This window comes from Actinomadura coerulea (assembly GCF_014208105.1).
Lineage (GTDB): Bacteria > Actinomycetota > Actinomycetes > Streptosporangiales > Streptosporangiaceae > Spirillospora > Spirillospora coerulea.
Window position 1 is genome coordinate 7134048 of sequence record NZ_JACHMQ010000001.1, and the last position, 17419, is coordinate 7151466.

The 17419-nt window shown below is 67.7% G+C and carries 10 protein-coding genes and 3 rRNA genes; 8 read left to right on the plus strand and 5 right to left on the minus strand.

The features are described from left to right. Positions 1-456 precede the first annotated feature (456 nt). The 7 genes from groL (at position 457) to BKA00_RS33225 (ending at position 10598) form a co-directional block, all read left to right on the plus strand. A complete protein-coding gene (gene groL / locus BKA00_RS33195) occupies positions 457-2085 on the plus strand; it encodes a chaperonin GroEL (RefSeq protein WP_185031769.1) in 1629 nt (542 codons plus the stop codon). Between the two features lie 399 nt (positions 2086-2484). Further along, complete coding sequence (locus BKA00_RS39480; RefSeq protein WP_185031771.1) at positions 2485-3075, plus strand: phospholipid scramblase-related protein; 591 nt, start codon at positions 2485-2487, stop codon at positions 3073-3075. 62 nt (positions 3076-3137) lie between these two features. Then, complete coding sequence (locus BKA00_RS33205; RefSeq protein ID WP_185031773.1) at positions 3138-3494, plus strand: hypothetical protein; 357 nt, start codon at positions 3138-3140, stop codon at positions 3492-3494. A 702-nt stretch (positions 3495-4196) separates the two neighbouring features. Next, positions 4197-5716 (plus strand): 16S ribosomal RNA (locus BKA00_RS33210). Between the two features lie 448 nt (positions 5717-6164). After that, positions 6165-9276 (plus strand): 23S ribosomal RNA (locus BKA00_RS33215). 165 nt (positions 9277-9441) lie between these two features. Further along, positions 9442-9558 (plus strand): 5S ribosomal RNA (gene rrf / locus BKA00_RS33220). Together the 16S, 23S and 5S rRNA genes form the textbook arrangement of a ribosomal RNA operon. 83 nt (positions 9559-9641) lie before the next feature. After that, on the plus strand, positions 9642-10598 hold the full coding sequence (locus tag BKA00_RS33225) for a hypothetical protein (protein WP_185031775.1): 957 nt from the start codon (positions 9642-9644) through the stop codon (positions 10596-10598). Positions 10599-10720: 122 nt separating this feature from the next. Here the strand turns inward: BKA00_RS33225 and BKA00_RS33230 are convergent, their stop codons facing one another. From BKA00_RS33230 to BKA00_RS33245, 4 genes are all read right to left on the minus strand, one after another. Then, positions 10721-12373, minus strand: a complete 1653-nt coding sequence (locus BKA00_RS33230; protein WP_185031776.1) for a DNA repair helicase XPB — start codon at positions 12371-12373, stop codon at positions 10721-10723. A 172-nt stretch (positions 12374-12545) separates the two neighbouring features. After that, the gene (locus BKA00_RS33235; RefSeq protein ID WP_185035407.1) at positions 12546-13004 is read right to left on the minus strand and encodes a hypothetical protein; all 459 of its coding nucleotides are present in this window, start codon (positions 13002-13004) and stop codon (positions 12546-12548) included. Positions 13005-13141: 137 nt separating this feature from the next. Next, a complete protein-coding gene (locus BKA00_RS33240; RefSeq protein ID WP_185031778.1) occupies positions 13142-15502 on the minus strand; it encodes a helicase-associated domain-containing protein in 2361 nt (786 codons plus the stop codon). Positions 15503-15596: 94 nt separating this feature from the next. Then, positions 15597-16214 carry a TetR/AcrR family transcriptional regulator gene (locus BKA00_RS33245; RefSeq protein WP_185031780.1) on the minus strand — a complete coding sequence of 206 codons (618 nt, stop codon included), beginning with the start codon at positions 16212-16214 and terminating at the stop codon, positions 15597-15599. Positions 16215-16383: 169 nt separating this feature from the next. On the opposite strand from BKA00_RS33245, the gene BKA00_RS33250 reads away from it, so the two are divergent. Continuing rightward, positions 16384-16866, plus strand: coding sequence for a GNAT family N-acetyltransferase (locus tag BKA00_RS33250; RefSeq protein WP_185031782.1), 483 nt, complete (start codon positions 16384-16386; stop codon positions 16864-16866). On the opposite strand, the gene BKA00_RS33255 is transcribed toward BKA00_RS33250, so the two are convergent. Beyond that, positions 16863-17237: a hypothetical protein gene (locus BKA00_RS33255; RefSeq protein ID WP_185031784.1), complete on the minus strand. Its 375-nt coding sequence runs from the start codon at positions 17235-17237 to the stop codon at positions 16863-16865. The two genes, BKA00_RS33250 and BKA00_RS33255, sit on opposite strands and share 4 nt — an antisense overlap. Positions 17238-17419 lie beyond the last annotated feature (182 nt).

Consider the following 17419-nt stretch of genomic DNA (forward strand, 5'->3'; position numbering starts at 1 on the left):
GGTGAGATCCCGGTACCCCCGGTCCGGTTGTCGCCGCCCGCGCCTCGCCCGCCACCCGTCGGCTGGGAGGCGGCGGGGCGGCGGACTCGTGAACACGTCCTGACGGTCGCCCGGCCCGCTACGCCACCGGCGGAACTTCCGGCCGACCCGCGCCGCCCGCGGTGGCCCATGGGCCGGTTGTGAACAGGTCTTCTGGACGTCCCGCCCCTGGTCAGGGCGGACTGGGCGGCCGCGGGAGACACCGGGCGACGGGGATGTGTGGCGCTTGCACTCGACGGGGTAGAGTGCTAAACAAACATTGGCACTCTGCTGTGGAGAGTGACAACTTCACACAGTCATGGGTCGGGGCGATGAGGCCTCAGGTCGGCGGCGGAATGGAAGTCGTCGGCGGGGCCGTCCGTCGCGGGCGTCGGCTCGATCCGTCTAAGCCACCTTGTTCCGGGAGGACTGGAGCCTATGGCTGCAAAGATGATCGCGTTCGACGAGGAGGCCCGCCGCGGTCTCGAGCGCGGCATGAACCAGCTCGCCGACGCCGTGAAGGTGACCCTTGGTCCCAAGGGCCGCAACGTCGTGCTGGAGAAGAAGTGGGGCGCTCCCACGATCACCAACGACGGTGTGTCGATCGCCAAGGAGATCGAGCTCGAGGACCCGTGGGAGAAGATCGGCGCGGAGCTCGTCAAGGAAGTAGCCAAGAAGACCGACGACGTCGCGGGTGACGGCACCACCACCGCCACCGTGCTGGCCCAGGCGCTGGTGCGCGAGGGTCTGCGCAACGTGGCCGCCGGCGCGAACCCGATGTCGCTCAAGCGCGGCATCGAGGCCGCCGTCGAGCGGGTGAGCGAGGAGCTGTCCAAGCTCGCCAAGGACGTGGAGACCAAGGAGCAGATCGCCTCCACGGCCTCCATCTCCGCGGGCGACCCGCAGATCGGCGAGATGATCGCCGAGGCGATGGACAAGGTCGGCAAGGAAGGCGTCATCACGGTCGAGGAGAGCCAGACCTTCGGTCTGGAGCTCGAGCTGACCGAGGGGATGCGCTTCGACAAGGGCTACATCTCGCACTACTTCGTGACCGACCCCGAGCGGATGGAGGCGGTCCTCGAGGACCCGTACATCCTGATCGTTCAGGGCAAGGCGTCGGCGAACAAGGACCTGCTGCCCGTCCTCGAGGGCGTCATGCAGTCCGGCAAGCCGCTGCTGATCATCGCGGAGGACGTCGAGGGCGAGGCCCTGGCCACCCTGGTCGTCAACAAGATCCGCGGGATCTTCAAGTCCGTCGCCGTGAAGGCGCCGGGCTTCGGCGACCGCCGCAAGGCCATGCTGGGCGACATCGCCACGCTGACCGGCGGCCAGGTCATCAGCGAGGACGTGGGTCTCAAGCTGGAGAACACCACGACCGAGATGCTGGGCCGCGCCCGCAAGGTCGTCATCACCAAGGACGAGACCACCATCGTGGACGGCGCCGGTGACGCCAACGAGATCGCGGGCCGGGTCAACCAGATCCGCACCGAGATCGACAACACCGACTCCGACTACGACCGCGAGAAGCTCCAGGAGCGCCTGGCCAAGCTCGCGGGCGGTGTGGCGGTCATCAAGGCCGGCGCCGCGACGGAGGTCGAGCTCAAGGAGCGCAAGCACCGCATCGAGGACGCCGTCCGCAACGCCAAGGCCGCGGTCGAGGAGGGCATCGTCCCCGGCGGTGGCGTGGCGCTGCTCCAGGCCGGCACCAAGGCGTTCGACAAGCTGGAGCTTGCGGGCGACGAGGCCACCGGTGCGAACATCGTCAAGCGCGCTCTCGAGGAGCCGCTGAAGCAGATCGCCGTCAACGCCGGCCTCGAGGGCGGCGTCGTGGTGGAGCGGGTCCGCAACCTGACCCCGGGTGAGGGCCTGAACGCCGCCACCGGCGAGTACGTCAACATGTTCGAGTCGGGGATCCTCGACCCGGCCAAGGTGACCCGGTCCGCGCTGCAGAACGCCTCGTCGATCGCCGCGCTGTTCCTGACAACCGAGGCCGTCATCGCCGAGAAGCCCGAGAAGAACCCGGCCCCGGCGGGCGGCATGCCCGACGCCGGCGGCATGGACTTCTGAGCAGGTCCGCGGTTCGCACTTCCGAGTGCATGTGAAAGGGGCGGTTCCTTCGGGGACCGCCCTTTTCCCTGCCCGCGGCGCCCGGTCCGGGACACGGCGCCCCAGGGAGCCGTACGGGCGCCGGGGATGGCCGCGGGGATGGTCGGGGGACGCCGGTCCGAAAGAAGAATGTCTCTCGGCCGCCCACGTCGGTCCGCGCCGGTGCAGGTCAGTGAGCCGGGCGCGGGCGCGGCCGTTCCGGCGGGCGGAGACGGGCGCGCAAAGTGCTTCCCCTGCGGGCCCGGCGCTTGGCAGGATCGCCGGTTGGAGGGCGCCACGGAGGGTGTGAGCGCCGGCAAAGTGAACAGTGAGGCGGTCGCCGACGCGGCCGCCGACGCGGTCGACGAGGCAGGAGAACACGTGAGCGAAGTGTTCAGCTCCCCGGTGCTCAGGGTCGAACAGCCTCGCAGGGGACCCTTGGCCAAGTCGCGGTACAAGGTGCTGGACGATGGCGGGACCGTCCTCGCCATCGCGGCGCCGACCGACGACAAGGGCAACGCCGCGGTCATGCGCGGCCTGTTCCCCGGCAAGTCGAACCTCGACGCCCGGGCCGTCCTGCTGACGACGCCCGACGGCGACCCCCTGTACGTCGTGGACAAGCCGAGCGGCCGGGAGTACACCGAGATCCTCCGGCCGGACGGGGAGCGCGTCGGCTCCTTCGTCACCGAGAGGGTCGGGCGCCGCTACGTCATCTACGACGACGACGGGACGCTCATCGGCACGGTCGAGGTGGACGTGCCGCGCAACAACTTCGAGGTGAAGGACGCCGACGGCGGCAAGGTGGCGCACGTCCGCAAGAAGTGGGCGGGACTCGCCACCCACCTGCTCACGACGGCCGACCGGTACACGGTGGAGATCTCCGATCCCGTCCGTGAGCCGCTGCGGACGATGGCGGTCATGACGGCCATCGTCATGGACATGAACCTGCACGAGGCCAAAGAGATCACCTGACGGGCCGGCGGACGCCCGCCGGAGGGGTTCCCGGCTCCCGCCGAGCGCGGTACGTTCCGGACGTGCAGGCCATGTCCGGGCGCCCGAACGGCTGGTGGATCTCGCCGGCGATTCCGACGATCGCGAACTGCGCGCTGGCCGTCCTCTGGGCCTTCTCGGCTCTCGGCGGGTGGGGCGACGCAGCCTTCTGCGGTGAGGACGAGGGCCGCGACCCCGGATGCGCGGCCGGGTTCGAGGACGCCGTGCGGATCTCGGCACCCGCCGCCGCCATCGCCGCGGCCCTCGCCGTCACCGCGTGGTCGACGCCCGTCGTCCGGCGCAAGGCCCGCCGCCTGGGCGCGGCCCTCGCCGTCGCGGCCCTCCTGTGGGTGATCGCCGAAGGTGTGCTCTTCATCGGCGGATATCTCGCCAAGCCCTGAGACGCGCCGAACGGCCGGCGTTGCCGAAAAGAAACCTCGACCGCGCGAATGCGTTGTTCGGACGGTTCAAGCAGGGGCGAAGCAGGACGAAACCCGAGGTCGGTCGCGTGCTGGAGCGCCCCGGGGCGGGCCGCGCGGGCGCGCCGGCGCCATTGGCGCGTGCGACCTGGTTTGACGTCCCCCCCGCTTGGGCATACTGTTCACTTCGCCCCACGGGAGTGCGGGACGCCTTACGGCGGCCGGCCCGGGGGAACCATCCTCGATCAGCTGACGCGGCTTCGTCGCGCCCGCACGAGCGGGATGGGTCGGAAAAGGCTCGATTTGACAATCGGACCGGATCTGATGAAATAGCACCACTGCCGGGAAGGAACCGCGCAAGCGGAACCGGAATGGCAGATCGGAAAAGCCCGGAATTGACAGTCCGAGCGGATCTGATAAAGTAAGACAAGTCGCCCCGGGGCGGGAAACGCGAAAGCGAGTCCAGCGCGGTGGGTGTCCGTTTCTTGAGAACTCAACAGCGTGTTAAAAGCCAGTGCCTTTATCGGCTCGGCCATGTTTTGGCCGGGTCGCCCCGTGCCGCTCCACTTTGTGGGGTGGTGGGGATTTCTTTGAGGCAATGCCATCCCGTTGGGGATGGTGATGCCGGGATTGTTTCCTGAGGTTTGGCCGGCTGGGGTTCGCCCCCTGGTTGGTCGTTGGACCTTGATGGAGAGTTTGATCCTGGCTCAGGACGAACGCTGGCGGCGTGCTTAACACATGCAAGTCGAGCGGAAAGGCCCCTTCGGGGGTACTCGAGCGGCGAACGGGTGAGTAACACGTGAGCAACCTGCCCCTGACTCTGGGATAAGCCCGGGAAACTGGGTCTAATACCGGATATGACCACTGGTCGCATGATCGTGTGGTGGAAAGTTTTTCGGTTGGGGATGGGCTCGCGGCCTATCAGCTTGTTGGTGGGGTGATGGCCTACCAAGGCGACGACGGGTAACCGGCCTGAGAGGGCGACCGGTCACACTGGGACTGAGACACGGCCCAGACTCCTACGGGAGGCAGCAGTGGGGAATATTGCGCAATGGGCGGAAGCCTGACGCAGCGACGCCGCGTGAGGGATGACGGCCTTCGGGTTGTAAACCTCTTTCAGCAGGGACGAAGCTAACGTGACGGTACCTGCAGAAGAAGCGCCGGCTAACTACGTGCCAGCAGCCGCGGTAATACGTAGGGCGCAAGCGTTGTCCGGAATTATTGGGCGTAAAGAGCTCGTAGGCGGTTTGTCGCGTCTGTCGTGAAAGCCCACGGCTTAACCGTGGGTCTGCGGTGGATACGGGCAGACTAGAGGCAGGTAGGGGAGAATGGAATTCCCGGTGTAGCGGTGAAATGCGCAGATATCGGGAGGAACACCGGTGGCGAAGGCGGTTCTCTGGGCCTGTACTGACGCTGAGGAGCGAAAGCGTGGGGAGCGAACAGGATTAGATACCCTGGTAGTCCACGCCGTAAACGTTGGGCGCTAGGTGTGGGGTCCTTCCACGGATTCCGCGCCGCAGCTAACGCATTAAGCGCCCCGCCTGGGGAGTACGGCCGCAAGGCTAAAACTCAAAGGAATTGACGGGGGCCCGCACAAGCGGCGGAGCATGTTGCTTAATTCGACGCAACGCGAAGAACCTTACCAAGGCTTGACATCGCCGGAAAACCATCAGAGATGGTGGGTCCTTTTGGGCCGGTGACAGGTGGTGCATGGCTGTCGTCAGCTCGTGTCGTGAGATGTTGGGTTAAGTCCCGCAACGAGCGCAACCCTCGTTCCATGTTGCCAGCACTTCGGGTGGGGACTCATGGGAGACCGCCGGGGTCAACTCGGAGGAAGGTGGGGATGACGTCAAGTCATCATGCCCCTTATGTCTTGGGCTGCAAACATGCTACAATGGCCGGTACAGAGGGCTGCGATACCGTGAGGTGGAGCGAATCCCTTAAAGCCGGTCTCAGTTCGGATCGAAGTCTGCAACTCGACTTCGTGAAGTCGGAGTCGCTAGTAATCGCAGATCAGCAACGCTGCGGTGAATACGTTCCCGGGCCTTGTACACACCGCCCGTCACGTCACGAAAGTCGGCAACACCCGAAGCCCGTGGCCCAACCACCTTGTGTGGGGGGAGCGGTCGAAGGTGGGGCCGGCGATTGGGACGAAGTCGTAACAAGGTAGCCGTACCGGAAGGTGCGGCTGGATCACCTCCTTTCTAAGGAGCACCAACTGGCCGGAGCTGCTTCCTCTCGGGGAAGGCTCAGGTCGGTGGCTGCCGTTGACAGCGAATGTCTGTCAGGTGGCTGCTCATAGATGTGGAGCACTGGCTACTCAGTCTGCTGGCCGTGCGGCTCAGCTAGTACCGCTTCGAGGGTGACCTCGGGGAGTGGGAAAGGTGAGCTCCGGGCGGTTGGGAGGCTGAACACGCTGTTGAGTCCTGAGGGAACGGGCGCGAGCCCGGGTGACCTCGGACTGCGGGACCAGGACCGCATCACCGGAAGGTGGTGGGGTTTTGGTGGGCCCGGTTGTTTTTTGAGAACTGCACAGTGGACGCGAGCATCTCTGGTGAACGATGAGAGCCGCTTTGAAGGGACCCTTCTTCGGGAGGGTGTCTTCGGGTTGGTCTTGTTGTTTATCTGCGATTTGTTCTGATCGTTTTGTGTGTTCAAGTTTTTAAGGGCATACGGTGGATGCCTTGGCATCAGGAGCCGATGAAGGACGTGGGAGCCTGCGATATGCCTCGGGGAGTCGGCAACCAGACTTTGATCCGGGGATTTCCGAATGGGGAAACCTGGCACCCGTCATGGGGTGTCGCCGCCTGCTGAATGTATAGGCAGGTTGGTGGGAACGCGGGGAAGTGAAACATCTCAGTACCCGCAGGAAGAGAAAACAATAGTGATTCCGTGAGTAGTGGTGAGCGAAAGCGGAGGAGCCTAAACCGTGCGCGTGTGATAGCCGGCAGGCGTTGCGTGTGCGGGGTTGTGGGATCACCCGGTCGTCTCTGCCGAGACGGCGAGGAGTTATAAACCGCTGGGATAGTCGAATGGCTTGGGATGGCCGACCGTAGACGGTGAGAGTCCGGTAGACGAAATTTCAGTGGCTTCTGGGTGTGTTCCCGAGTAGCACGGGGCCCGTGAAATCCCGTGTGAATCTGCCACGACCACGTGGTAAGGCTGAATACTTCCTGATGACCGATAGCGGACCAGTACCGTGAGGGAAAGGTGAAAAGTGCCCCGGTGAGGGGTCGTGAAATAGTACCTGAAACCGTGTGCCTACAAGCCGTCAGAGCCTCCTCAGTTACCTTTCGGGGTTTCTGTTGGTGATGGCGTGCCTTTTGAAGAATGAGCCTGCGAGTTATGGTGTGTGGCGAGGTTAACCGGTGGCGGGTAGCCGTAGCGAAAGCGAGTCTGAATAGGGCGTTTTTAGTCGCATGCTGTAGACCCGAAGCGGAGTGATCTAGCCATGGGCAGGGTGAAGCGCCGGTAAGACGGTGTGGAGGCCCGAACCCACCAGGGTTGAAAACCTGGGGGATGACCTGTGGTTAGGGGTGAAAGGCCAATCAAACTCCGTGATAGCTGGTTCTCCCCGAAATGCATTTAGGTGCAGCGTCGCGTGTTTCTTGCCGGAGGTAGAGCTACTGGATGGCTGATGGGCCCTACCAGGTTACTGACGTCAGCCAAACTCCGAATGCCGGTAAGTGAGAGCGCGGCAGTGAGACTGCGGGGGATAAGCTTCGTAGTCGAGAGGGAAACAGCCCAGATCATCGGCTAAGGCCCCTAAGCGTGTGCTAAGTGGGAAAGGATGTGGAGTTGCTGTGACAACCAGGAGGTTGGCTTAGAAGCAGCCACCCTTGAAAGAGTGCGTAATAGCTCACTGGTCAAGTGATTCCGCGCCGACAATGTAGCGGGGCTCAAGCACACCGCCGAAGCCGTGGCATTGACACGTAAGTGTTGATGGGTAGGGGAGCGTCCTGTATCCGGTGAAGCCTCGGGGTGACCCAGGGGTGGAGGGTGCGGGAGTGAGAATGCAGGCATGAGTAGCGAATCACACGTGAGAAACGTGTGCGCCGGATGACCAAGGGTTCCTGGGGCAGGCTAATCCGCCCAGGGTAAGTCGGGACCTAAGGCGAGGCCGACAGGCGTAGTCGATGGACAACGGGTTGATATTCCCGTACCCGCTGGTATGCGCCAACGCTGAATCCTCTGATGCTAACCACCCGAACCATTCTTGAGGCCTTCGGGCCTGTTGGATGGGGAGCGTGGGACCCGAGGGGGTAGTAGGTGAGTGATGGGGTGACGCAGGAGGGTAGCTCAGCCCGGGCGATGGTTGTCCCGGGGTAAGGCTGTAGGGAGAGAGACAGGTAAATCCGTCTCTCGCGTATCCTGAGAGCTGATGCCGAGCCGTTTTAGGTGAAGTGAGTGATCCCATGCTGCCGAGAAAAGCCTCTAGCGAGTGTACCGGCGGCCCGTACCCCAAACCGACTCAGGTGGTCAGGTAGAGAATACCAAGGCGATCGGGTGAACTGTGGTTAAGGAACTCGGCAAATTGCCCCCGTAACTTTGGGAGAAGGGGGACCTCGCTCGGTGATGGCACTTGCTGCCTGAGCTGGGTGGGGTCGCAGAGGCCAGGGGGAAGCGACTGTTTACTAAAAACACAGGTCCGTGCGAAGTCGTAAGACGCTGTATACGGACTGACGCCTGCCCGGTGCCGGAACGTTAAGAGGACCGGTTAGGGGGACTTGTTCCTTCGAAGCTGAGAATCTAAGCGCCGGTAAACGGCGGTGGTAACTATAACCATCCTAAGGTAGCGAAATTCCTTGTCGGGTAAGTTCCGACCTGCACGAATGGCGTAACGACTTCCCCGCTGTCTCAACCACAGGCCCGGCGAAATTGCAGTACGAGTAAAGATGCTCGTTTCGCGCAGCAGGACGGAAAGACCCCGGGACCTTCACTATAGCTTGGCATTGGCGCTTGGAGCGTCTTGTGTAGGATAGGTGGGAGACTGTGAAGCTCAGACGCCAGTCTGGGTGGAGTCGTTGGTGAAATACCACTCTGGTCGTTTTGAGCGTCTAACCCGCACCCGTGTATCCGGGTGGGGGACAGTGCCTGGTGGGTAGTTTAACTGGGGCGGTTGCCTCCCAAAATGTAACGGAGGCGCCCAAAGGTTCCCTCAGCCTGGTTGGCAATCAGGTGGCGAGTGCAAGGGCACAAGGGAGCTTGACTGTGAGACGGACGTGTCGAGCAGGTGCGAAAGCAGGGCCTAGTGATCCGGCACCTACGTGTGGAAGTGGTGTCGCTCAACGGCTAAAAGGTACCCCGGGGATAACAGGCTGATCTTCCCCAAGAGTCCATATCGACGGGATGGTTTGGCACCTCGATGTCGGCTCGTCGCATCCTGGGGCTGGAGTAGGTCCCAAGGGTTGGGCTGTTCGCCCATTAAAGCGGCACGCGAGCTGGGTTTAGAACGTCGCGAGACAGTTCGGTCCCTATCCGCTGTGCGCGTAGGAGAATTGTGAGGGTCTGTCCCTAGTACGAGAGGACCGGGACGGACGAACCTCTGGTGTGCCAGTTGTCCCGCCAGGGGCACGGCTGGTTGGCTACGTTCGGTCGGGATAACCGCTGAAAGCATCTAAGCGGGAAGCCTTCCTCGAGATGAGTTCTCCCACCCCTTTGTGGGTGTAAGGCCCCCGGTAGACGACCGGGTTGATAGGCCGGAGATGGAAGCGCGGTAACGTGTGGAGTCGACCGGTACTAATAGGCCGAGTGGCTTGAACACACTGAACGTTCAGAGTGAGTCGCTGCGAGACGATGTTCGCGTCCCTGTGTGGTTCCCAGGAAACAACTGGGTGACCGCTGTTTTGATAAGTGAATTCTGAGCCGAATGGTTCGGACGTGGATTTGCACGCCCTCCTGGTGTTTGTGGGGGTGGTGCGTTGAGACGTTCGGTGGTTTTGGCGAGGGGGAAACACCCGGTCCCATCCCGAACCCGGAAGTTAAGCCCTTCAGCGCCGATGGTACTGCATGGGAGACCGTGTGGGAGAGTAGGACACCGCCGGACACATATTGGAAAAGGGCCCCGCCGTTGCCGGCGGGGCCCTTTTTCTGTTTTTCCTGTCACAACCCGCTGTTAGTCTGCGCGCCATGAATGACCTGTTCGCCCGGTATCTGGACGGGTGTCTTCGCGTCTACGAGATCGACGCCGCCGCGGAAGGCCTCCTCCAGGCGGTGCGGTCCGTTCCGGTCGGTGCCGGCCTGGACGTGTGCGGGCTCGCCGTCGCCCCTCAGGGGGACCGGATCGTCTACGCGACGACGCACGAGTTCGTCTGCCTGGGCCGCGACGGTACCGAGCTGTGGCGATACGCGTTGCTCCCCAGGTCGACCGAGAAGTACGGGCACAGGCCGAGTGCCGCGTTCTCGCCGGACGGGACGCTGCTCTGGGTGTACCGGCCGGATGCGATGGCAGGTCGCGGAAGCCCCGACACCTGGGTGGTCCTCGACGCCTGGTCCGGTGAGGTCCGCGCACAGGCCGATCTGGGGTCCTGCGGGCACGGCGGGGAGCACCTGCCACTGCCGGACGGGTCACGGATGCTGCTCGACGTGGGCGAGGGCCAGGACGGTTCACTCGTCTTCGCCGGCTCCCTCAAGGGGAAGACGCTCGAAGTGGAGCGGTACCCGTGGGACGACCGGTGCGTCATGGCCCTGGCGCCGGGCGGCGGGCAGTTCATGAGCATCGACCACGGGCAGGCCGACGTGGCCTTCCACGAGTGTCCGAGCGGCGAGGTCGTGCTGACCCTGCCGGTGGCGGTGTTCGGCCACGATCCCGAGAGCGCGACCTTCGAGTGGAGCGGCGGTTATCTGGACGCCGACACCGCCGTCGTCACGATCTGCGGTGAGCGGGAGGAGGACGATGTGGCGGACGAGGAACGGGAATGGTACGTCCACTATCGGGTCGATCTGCGCACCGGTGGCGTGACCGACCGGTTCGACGCACATTCCCGCCATTCATACGATCTGGAGCCGCTGGGGGACGGATCCTGGCTGACCTCGGATCCAGATGGTCGACCTCTTCGCTGGATGGATCGCAGGGAGACCGGCTGACGCCGTCGCCCCGCGACCATTCAAGGGCTTGGTGGAGAGGCACCGTGCGGACCGCCGGCTCGCCCTCGGCCGGTGCCCGCCGACCCCGTCAAGGGTCGGCGAGCGGGACCTGCGGTGAGGCGTCAGAACTCGTCGCCCGCGAGGACGGTGTCGGCGTCGACGATCCGGTAGGCGTAGCCCTGCTCGGCCAGGAAGCGCTGACGGTGGGCGGCATAGTCCTGGTCCAGGGTGTCGCGGGCCACGACGGCGTAGAAGCGCGCCCCCGCACCGGACGCCTTGGGCCGCAGAAGGCGGCCCAGCCGCTGAGCCTCCTCCTGACGGGACCCGTAGGCGCCCGAGACCTGGACGGCGACGGACGCCTCGGGCAGGTCGATGGAGAAGTTCGCCACCTTGGAGACGACCAGGACGTTGATCTCTCCGCTGCGGAAGGCGTCGAACAGCCGCTCGCGCTCGCGGATCCGGGTCTCGCCCTTGATGACCGGGGCGTCCAGGAGCGCGCCCAGCTCGTCCAGCTGGTCGATGTATTGGCCGATGACGAGGGTCTGCTCGCCGCGGTGCCGGTCGACGAGCGCCTGGATGAGCTTGGTCTTGGTGTCGGTCGTCGCGCAGAAGCGGTACCGCTCCTCGGGCTCGGCGGTCGCGTAGGCGAGGCGCTCGGAGTCGGTGAGGGTGACGCGGACCTCGACGCAGTCGGCGGGCGCGATCCAGCCCTGGGCCTCCATGTCCTTCCACGGCGCGTCGTACCGCTTGGGGCCGATGAGGGAGAACACGTCCCCCTCGCGCCCGTCCTCGCGGACGAGGGTGGCGGTGAGGCCGAGGCGGCGGCGGGCCTGCAGGTCGGCGGTCATCCGGAAGATCGGCGCGGGCAGCAGGTGGACCTCGTCGTAGACGACCAGGCCCCAGTCGCGGGCGTCGAAGAGCTCCAGGTGCGCGTAGGCGCCCTTCCGGCGCGTCGTCATGATCTGGTAGGTGGCGATGGTGACCGGCCGGATCTCCTTCTTGGTGCCGGTGTACTCGCCGATCTCGTCCTCGGTGAGGGACGTGCGGCGCAGCAGCTCCTGCTTCCACTGGTGCGCGGAGACGGTGTTGGTGACGAGGATCAGCGTGGTCGCCTGGGCGCGGGCCATGGCGGCGGCGCCGACGATCGTCTTGCCGGAGCCGCAGGGCAGGACGACGACGCCGGAGCCGCCGTGCCAGAACGCCGAGGCGGCGTCGCTCTGGTAGGAGCGCAGCTCCCAGCCGTCCTGGGCGAGGGAGATGGCGTGGGCCTCGCCGTCCACGTAGCCGGCGAGGTCCTCGGCGGGCCAGCCGAGCTTGAGCAGGGCCTGCTTGAGGGCACCGCGCTCGCTCGGGTGGACGGCGACGGCGTCGTCGCCGACCCGGTCGCCGATCATGCCCTTGATCTTCTTGGCGCGCATGACCTCCTCCAGGACCGACCGGTCGGAGGACGACAGGATGAGCCCGTGGACGGGGTCCTTCTCCAGGCGCAGCCGCCCGTACCGGGCCATCGTGTCGGCGACGTCCACGAGCAGGGCGTGCGGGACGGGGTACCGGGAGAAGCGGATCAGGGTGTCGACTACCTGCTCGGCGTCGTGGCCGGCGGCGCGCGCGTTCCACAGCGCGAGCGGCGTCACCCGGTAGGTGTGGACGTGCTCGGGCGCCCGTTCGAGCTCGGCGAACGGGGCGATCTCCTTGCGGCAGGCGTCGGCCAGGTCGTGGTCGACCTCCAGCAGCAGCGTCTTGTCGGACTGGACGATGAGCGGACCGTCGGTCAAAGCAGAAGCCCCCGTCGGGTTTCGGAAGATCGATGCCTCGTCCGGACGGTGGCATCGCTGCCGCACGCTACCCGAGCGGCGACCGCGGTTCGCGCGTTCCGGAGAGGGACTGGGGTCTTCAACGCCCGGGCCGCCGCCTTTATTGCGGGCGGCCGCGCCGGCGCGGCGCGGGTCAGATGCCCTCGGAGGAGCTGTAGTCCGGCTCTGACATGACGCCGATGGCGATGTAGACGATCAGGAGGATGACGCCGATGGCGATGGCCGCGGCGAACAGGCACCAGCTCCAGACCGTCAGCCTCCGGGCGGACCGCGGGTCGGTCTGGACGCGTCCGAGCGCGATCGCCGCGGTGATCACGCCGGGGATCGCCACGATGTTGCAGCACATCACGATCGCGATGGCGTTGCAGACGAGCGCGGCGATGGTGGAGCCGTTGCTCGCGGGCCGGTAGGGGACGCCCGGAGGCCCGTACCCGTATCCGGGCTGGCCGTATCCGGGCTGGCCGTATCCGGGCTGGGTGTAGCCGTAGCCCTGCCCGTGCGGCTGTCCGTACACGCCGCCCGCGTCCCAGTTCCGGTCCCCGCCGTAGGGGTCGTCCCAGCCCGACGGCGGACGCCCTCCGTACCCGCTCATCGGGAGCCTCCTCGCACCATTCGCCCGGACACGCTATCCCGTCCGATGGACCCTTGTTTGGACCGTATGCGAGGTTCGCTGGTTCCCGCCGTCGCCGGCGTCCGGTTCCGGACAGCGGCGGATGACGTCGGGGCTGCTCAGGAGGCGTCGTCCAGTTCGGAGACCCCGGTGATGCGGTGCAGCGCGAAGCGGTGCACGGCGGCGCGGGTCGCGTCGTAGCCGGTGAGGAATCCGCCCTCGACGCGGACGGGTTCGACGATGCGGCTGGACGCCTGCCCCTGCTGGTCGAGGTAGCCGATCCAGACGCGGCCTCCGCGCTCGACGGCGCCGCGCAGCCGCTCGACGGTGGCCATCGCGGGCGAGCGGGGCGGCTCGCCGGACGGGGCCTGCCGGGCGTGCTCGGCGCCGTGCATGGACGCCTCGTCGCCGGCCCGCAGCGCCCGCACCGCCGCGAAGATCATCGAGGCGTCGGTGCGGTCGTCGGGACGGAGCCGGACGATCTCGGCGGTGGGCGGCGGGTCGGCGCGCTGCGCGTCCGGCCGGGTCACGATCACGCCGCCGCCGGGCGCCTCGGCGACCGGGGCGAGGCCCATGGCGCGCAGGCCGTCGAGCAGGTCGGCGCGCTGCAGCCCGGACGCCAGGACGGTCGGGGCGAGGCGGTACAGCCGCAGCGGTGCGGCGCGCCGGTCGGCGAGGATCTCGTCGAGGGTGGCGGGCGCGTCGGTCCTGACGTAGGACGACAGGGCGCCGACGCGCAGGTGGCCGTGCCGGCGGGCGACGTCGTCGATCAGGTAGACGAGCGGCTGCGGGAGCGGGGTCGCCGAGTGCCGCGCGAGCAGGTCGGTGACGTCGGCGGCGGTCCGCCCGGCGTCCAGGGCGCGGCGGACGGACTCGGCGGTGAAGCGGTACACGGTGGCGCCGCCGGTGGACTCGACGTCGGCGGCGAGGGCCAGCTCCCGGGCGAGTTCGGTGACGAGCGGGCCGGGCGCGACGGCGGTCAGGTCGGCCTGGACGAGGATCTCGTCGACGGGCTCCGGGAGGTACTTCTCCAGCGCGGGCTCGGGGTCGTCGCCGGCGAGCAGGTCGCGGCCGAACGGGGCCAGCTCCCCGAACCCGGTGAGGCCGAGGGCGGCGGCCTCGCGGAGCGTCCAGCCGACGAGGCGGTCGCGGGCGGGTCCGCCGTGGCGGGGCCGCAGCCACGCCAGCCGGGCCAGGAGCGCGTCCTCACCGACGACGACGCCGCGGCCCGCGCCGGCGAGGACGTCGAGGACGGCGCGGCGGGTGGACGGCGCGCTGCTGCGCACCATCGCCTCGCTGAGGGCGTTGATGAGCCGGTCGCGGTCGTCGCGGTCGCCGGCGAGGCCGGCGGCGCGGTCGGACTTCAGCCAGCCGCGGGCCAGCTCCGTCCAGCGCCCGGCGGTGTCGCGCATCAGCCACAGGTCGTAGGCGGGGGTGGGCAGCCATTCGCCGTCGAGGTCGCCGCTGCGGGTCAGCAGGCCCGCCGCGTAGGCGACCTCGACGAGCAGGGCGGCCTTCCACTCCGGGACGTCCAGGAGCGTCGCGGCGGCGCGCAGGTCGCGGACGGCGAGGCCGCCGCTGCGCAGGACGGGCGGCGGTTCCAGCCCCCAGCGCTCCAGCAGCTCCTCGATGAGCCGGACGGCGCCCGCGGCCTCGCCCGCGGCGGCGCGCACCACCACGTCCTCGCGGCGCGGCTCGGCCGCCGGGGTGAGCGGCGGCGGCTCGGCGGGGACGTCCCGGAACAGGCGTCCGCCGCGCAGGTGCAGGGCGACCTCGCGGGGCAGGGTGACCGTGCGGTCGTCCTCGGCGGCGAGGAGGCCGCGCGCCAGGAGCCGCTCGATGGGGGTGGTCGCGGTGTCGAGCCGGACGGGACGGCGTGCGTCGGCGACCCGCCCGACCGGCGGGCCCCACGCGAGCTGGTCGAGGGCGGCCCGCGCCTCGGGCCCGGCGTCCTCGATCAGGGCGGCGGGGTCGCCCAGCAGCTCGGCGAGCCGGGCGAGGAGGCGGCCGGAGTCGGCGAAGCCGCGCGGGGCCTCGCCGTCCAGGTCGGTGACCAGGTCGGTGAGCCGCTCGGCGGAGTAGCCCGCGAAGACCTCGCGGGCGGGCGGGCCGAGCCCGGCGGGGTGCGGCAGGCTCTGCCGCACGCCGGGCGCCGTGGCCGGGGCGCCGTCGCCCCAGGCCAGTCCGAACCGGCGGAGGGTGGCGAGCGCGCCCTCGGCCTGCCCGGGGGTGGCGTCGAGGGCGGCGGCGAGCGCGTCCGGCCCGGCGGGCGCGGGCAGGACGAGCAGGGCCTCCAGGACGGCGAGGGTGAAGCGGTCAAGCCGGTCGAGCGCGCGGGACACGGCGGCGGGCGTGGCGGCGCGGGCGGCGAGCGCGGTCAGGTCGGCGGGGACGGGGGCCAGCAGCTCGGGACGCGCGGCCAGCAGCGCGCGCAGTTCGTCGTCGCCGCGCGCGCGCAACCAGTCCGCATACGTTTCCATGCCGTTCCCCAACTTTAAGTCGCGTGCATGCCGCAGGCACGCGGGCCTCCAGGTTAGAGGCCCGCGCGAGGTGGGGAACTCCGGCGGACCGCGATCAGGTGGCGGGTGTGCGCTCCAGATGCACCAGCCCGAGGCCGAGACGCGCCCAGCTCTCCACGAACCGCTTCTCGTCGATGCGCGTGGGCGGCTCGTACATCGCCTCGTTCGCGAGCCAGTAGTTCACCACGGCGCCGCCGAGGATGGACGCGACGGCGGGCCAGTCCTCGTCGAAGCCCTCGAACTCGGGCTGCGCCGCCAGCCAGGTGGCGATCCCGTCGTACAGCGGGTTGACGATGCCCTCGCGCATCTCCGCCACCAGGTTCGGGAACTGGTCGAGGTCGCGGAACAGGACCCGGATGAGGTCCTGCTCCTCGCGCATCTTGGCCAGCCCGGCCTGGCACGTCATGCGCAGCCGGGTCTCGAGCGGGCGCTCCTCGAACGCGGTGGACTGCGTGAGGACGTCGCTGATCTGCCGGCGGGTCCGCTCGATGTGCTCGCGGATGGCCGAGGAGAGCACCTCCTCCTTGGACCGGAAGTGCCGGTAGAGACCGCCCGCGCCCGGGGACAGGCCGGCCGCCGCCTCGATCTCGGCGACCGACGTCGCCGCGTAGCCCCGGTCGGCGAACAGCCGGAGCGACTCGGAGACGATGCGGTCGCGCGTAGATGTCGTCATGGTGATGAATTCCTCCGCAAGAACAGTAAGGCATGTTCAGGCGGCCGGTCCCCCGCGTCGCGCGCGGCGCGCCCGAATCCGTGATGCCGCTCGCGGCGAGGTGCCCGGCGACTAGAGTTCCTTCGTCCGCGCCCCGTCGCCGGAGGGGCGTCGCCAGGAAAGGTCGGCGATGTTCAAGTCTCCGCGGAAGGCGGCCGACGGGGCCTTCCTGCCCGAGGACTTCGTGGTACCCGCCCTGGTGGCCGGGCCCGACTTCCAGATCCGTCCGATCACCGTGCACGACGTGGTCAAGGACTACGGCGCCGTGATCGGCAGCCTGGACCGGCTGGCCGGCCGGTTCGGGCCCGAGTGGGGCTGGCCCGACCGCGAGTTCACCTTCGAGCAGGCGCTGATCGACGTCGCGTGGCTGCAGAAGCAGGGGCAGCTGCGGCGCTCGTTCAGCTACGTCGTGACCACACCGGACGGGGAGCGGCAGCTCGGCCGCATCCACGTCGCCCCGTCGGACCGTCCCGGCTCGGACGCGGTGGTGGTGTTCTGGGTGCGGTCGGACGAGGAGAACTCCGTCCTGGAGAAGGAGCTGGAGGGGTTCGTCCGCGGCTGGGTCAGCACGGCGTGGCCCTTCGACGAGGTCCGCTTCCCCGGCCGCGACTAGCCCGGCCGCGACTGGCCCAGGCGGCGGACGAGGCGGACCAGGATGCGGCCGACCGCCAGGTAGACGACGGCTGCCAGACCGTAGTTGACGGCGACGTCCACCTTGGGGTCGTCCGGCTGGAAGACGTCCTTGAACTGCCAGCACAGGTCGGCGGCCCGGTCCCCGAACCAGCGGACGAGGTCGTTGGCGGTGTTGGCCTCGAACGCGACGAAGGCGATGTGCACGGCCAGGACCGTCACCACGAGCGTGGTGACGATGGAGACCGCCGCCGCGAGCAGGTCGACGGCGCGGCGGCGGGCCGCGGCGGCCGGAAGCCGGCGGGCGCGCGGGGCGCGGTGGTCACCGCCCGGCTCGGTCTGGGTCCCTGCCATCTGCGGCCTCCTTCACCGGGTCGGGCGCTGATCATACTTGGGGCGGGGGTGGTGCGTTCCTGTGCTGCGTTTTCCCTGGTCAGGTGGTTTGTGGCCGAGGGCCCGGGTATATCGCAGGCACGGTCCCGCGCTCTCCTACTCGGATCCCGTCGCATCGCCACTACCAGGAGAGCGCGGGTCCT

What these genes read in the sequence shown, in the direction of transcription:
- groL (WP_185031769.1), top strand. Translation starts at nt 457, where the DNA reads ATGGCTGCAAAGATGATCGCGTTCGACGAGGAGGCCCGCCGCGGTCTC.
- BKA00_RS33225 (WP_185031775.1), top strand. Translation starts at nt 9,642, where the DNA reads ATGAATGACCTGTTCGCCCGGTATCTGGACGGGTGTCTTCGCGTCTAC.
- BKA00_RS33235 (WP_185035407.1), bottom strand. Translation starts at nt 13,004, where the DNA reads ATGAGCGGGTACGGAGGGCGTCCGCCGTCGGGCTGGGACGACCCCTAC.
- BKA00_RS33240 (WP_185031778.1), bottom strand. Translation starts at nt 15,502, where the DNA reads ATGGAAACGTATGCGGACTGGTTGCGCGCGCGCGGCGACGACGAACTG.
- BKA00_RS33245 (WP_185031780.1), bottom strand. Translation starts at nt 16,214, where the DNA reads ATGACGACATCTACGCGCGACCGCATCGTCTCCGAGTCGCTCCGGCTG.
- BKA00_RS33250 (WP_185031782.1), top strand. Translation starts at nt 16,384, where the DNA reads ATGTTCAAGTCTCCGCGGAAGGCGGCCGACGGGGCCTTCCTGCCCGAG.
- BKA00_RS33255 (WP_185031784.1), bottom strand. Translation starts at nt 17,237, where the DNA reads ATGGCAGGGACCCAGACCGAGCCGGGCGGTGACCACCGCGCCCCGCGC.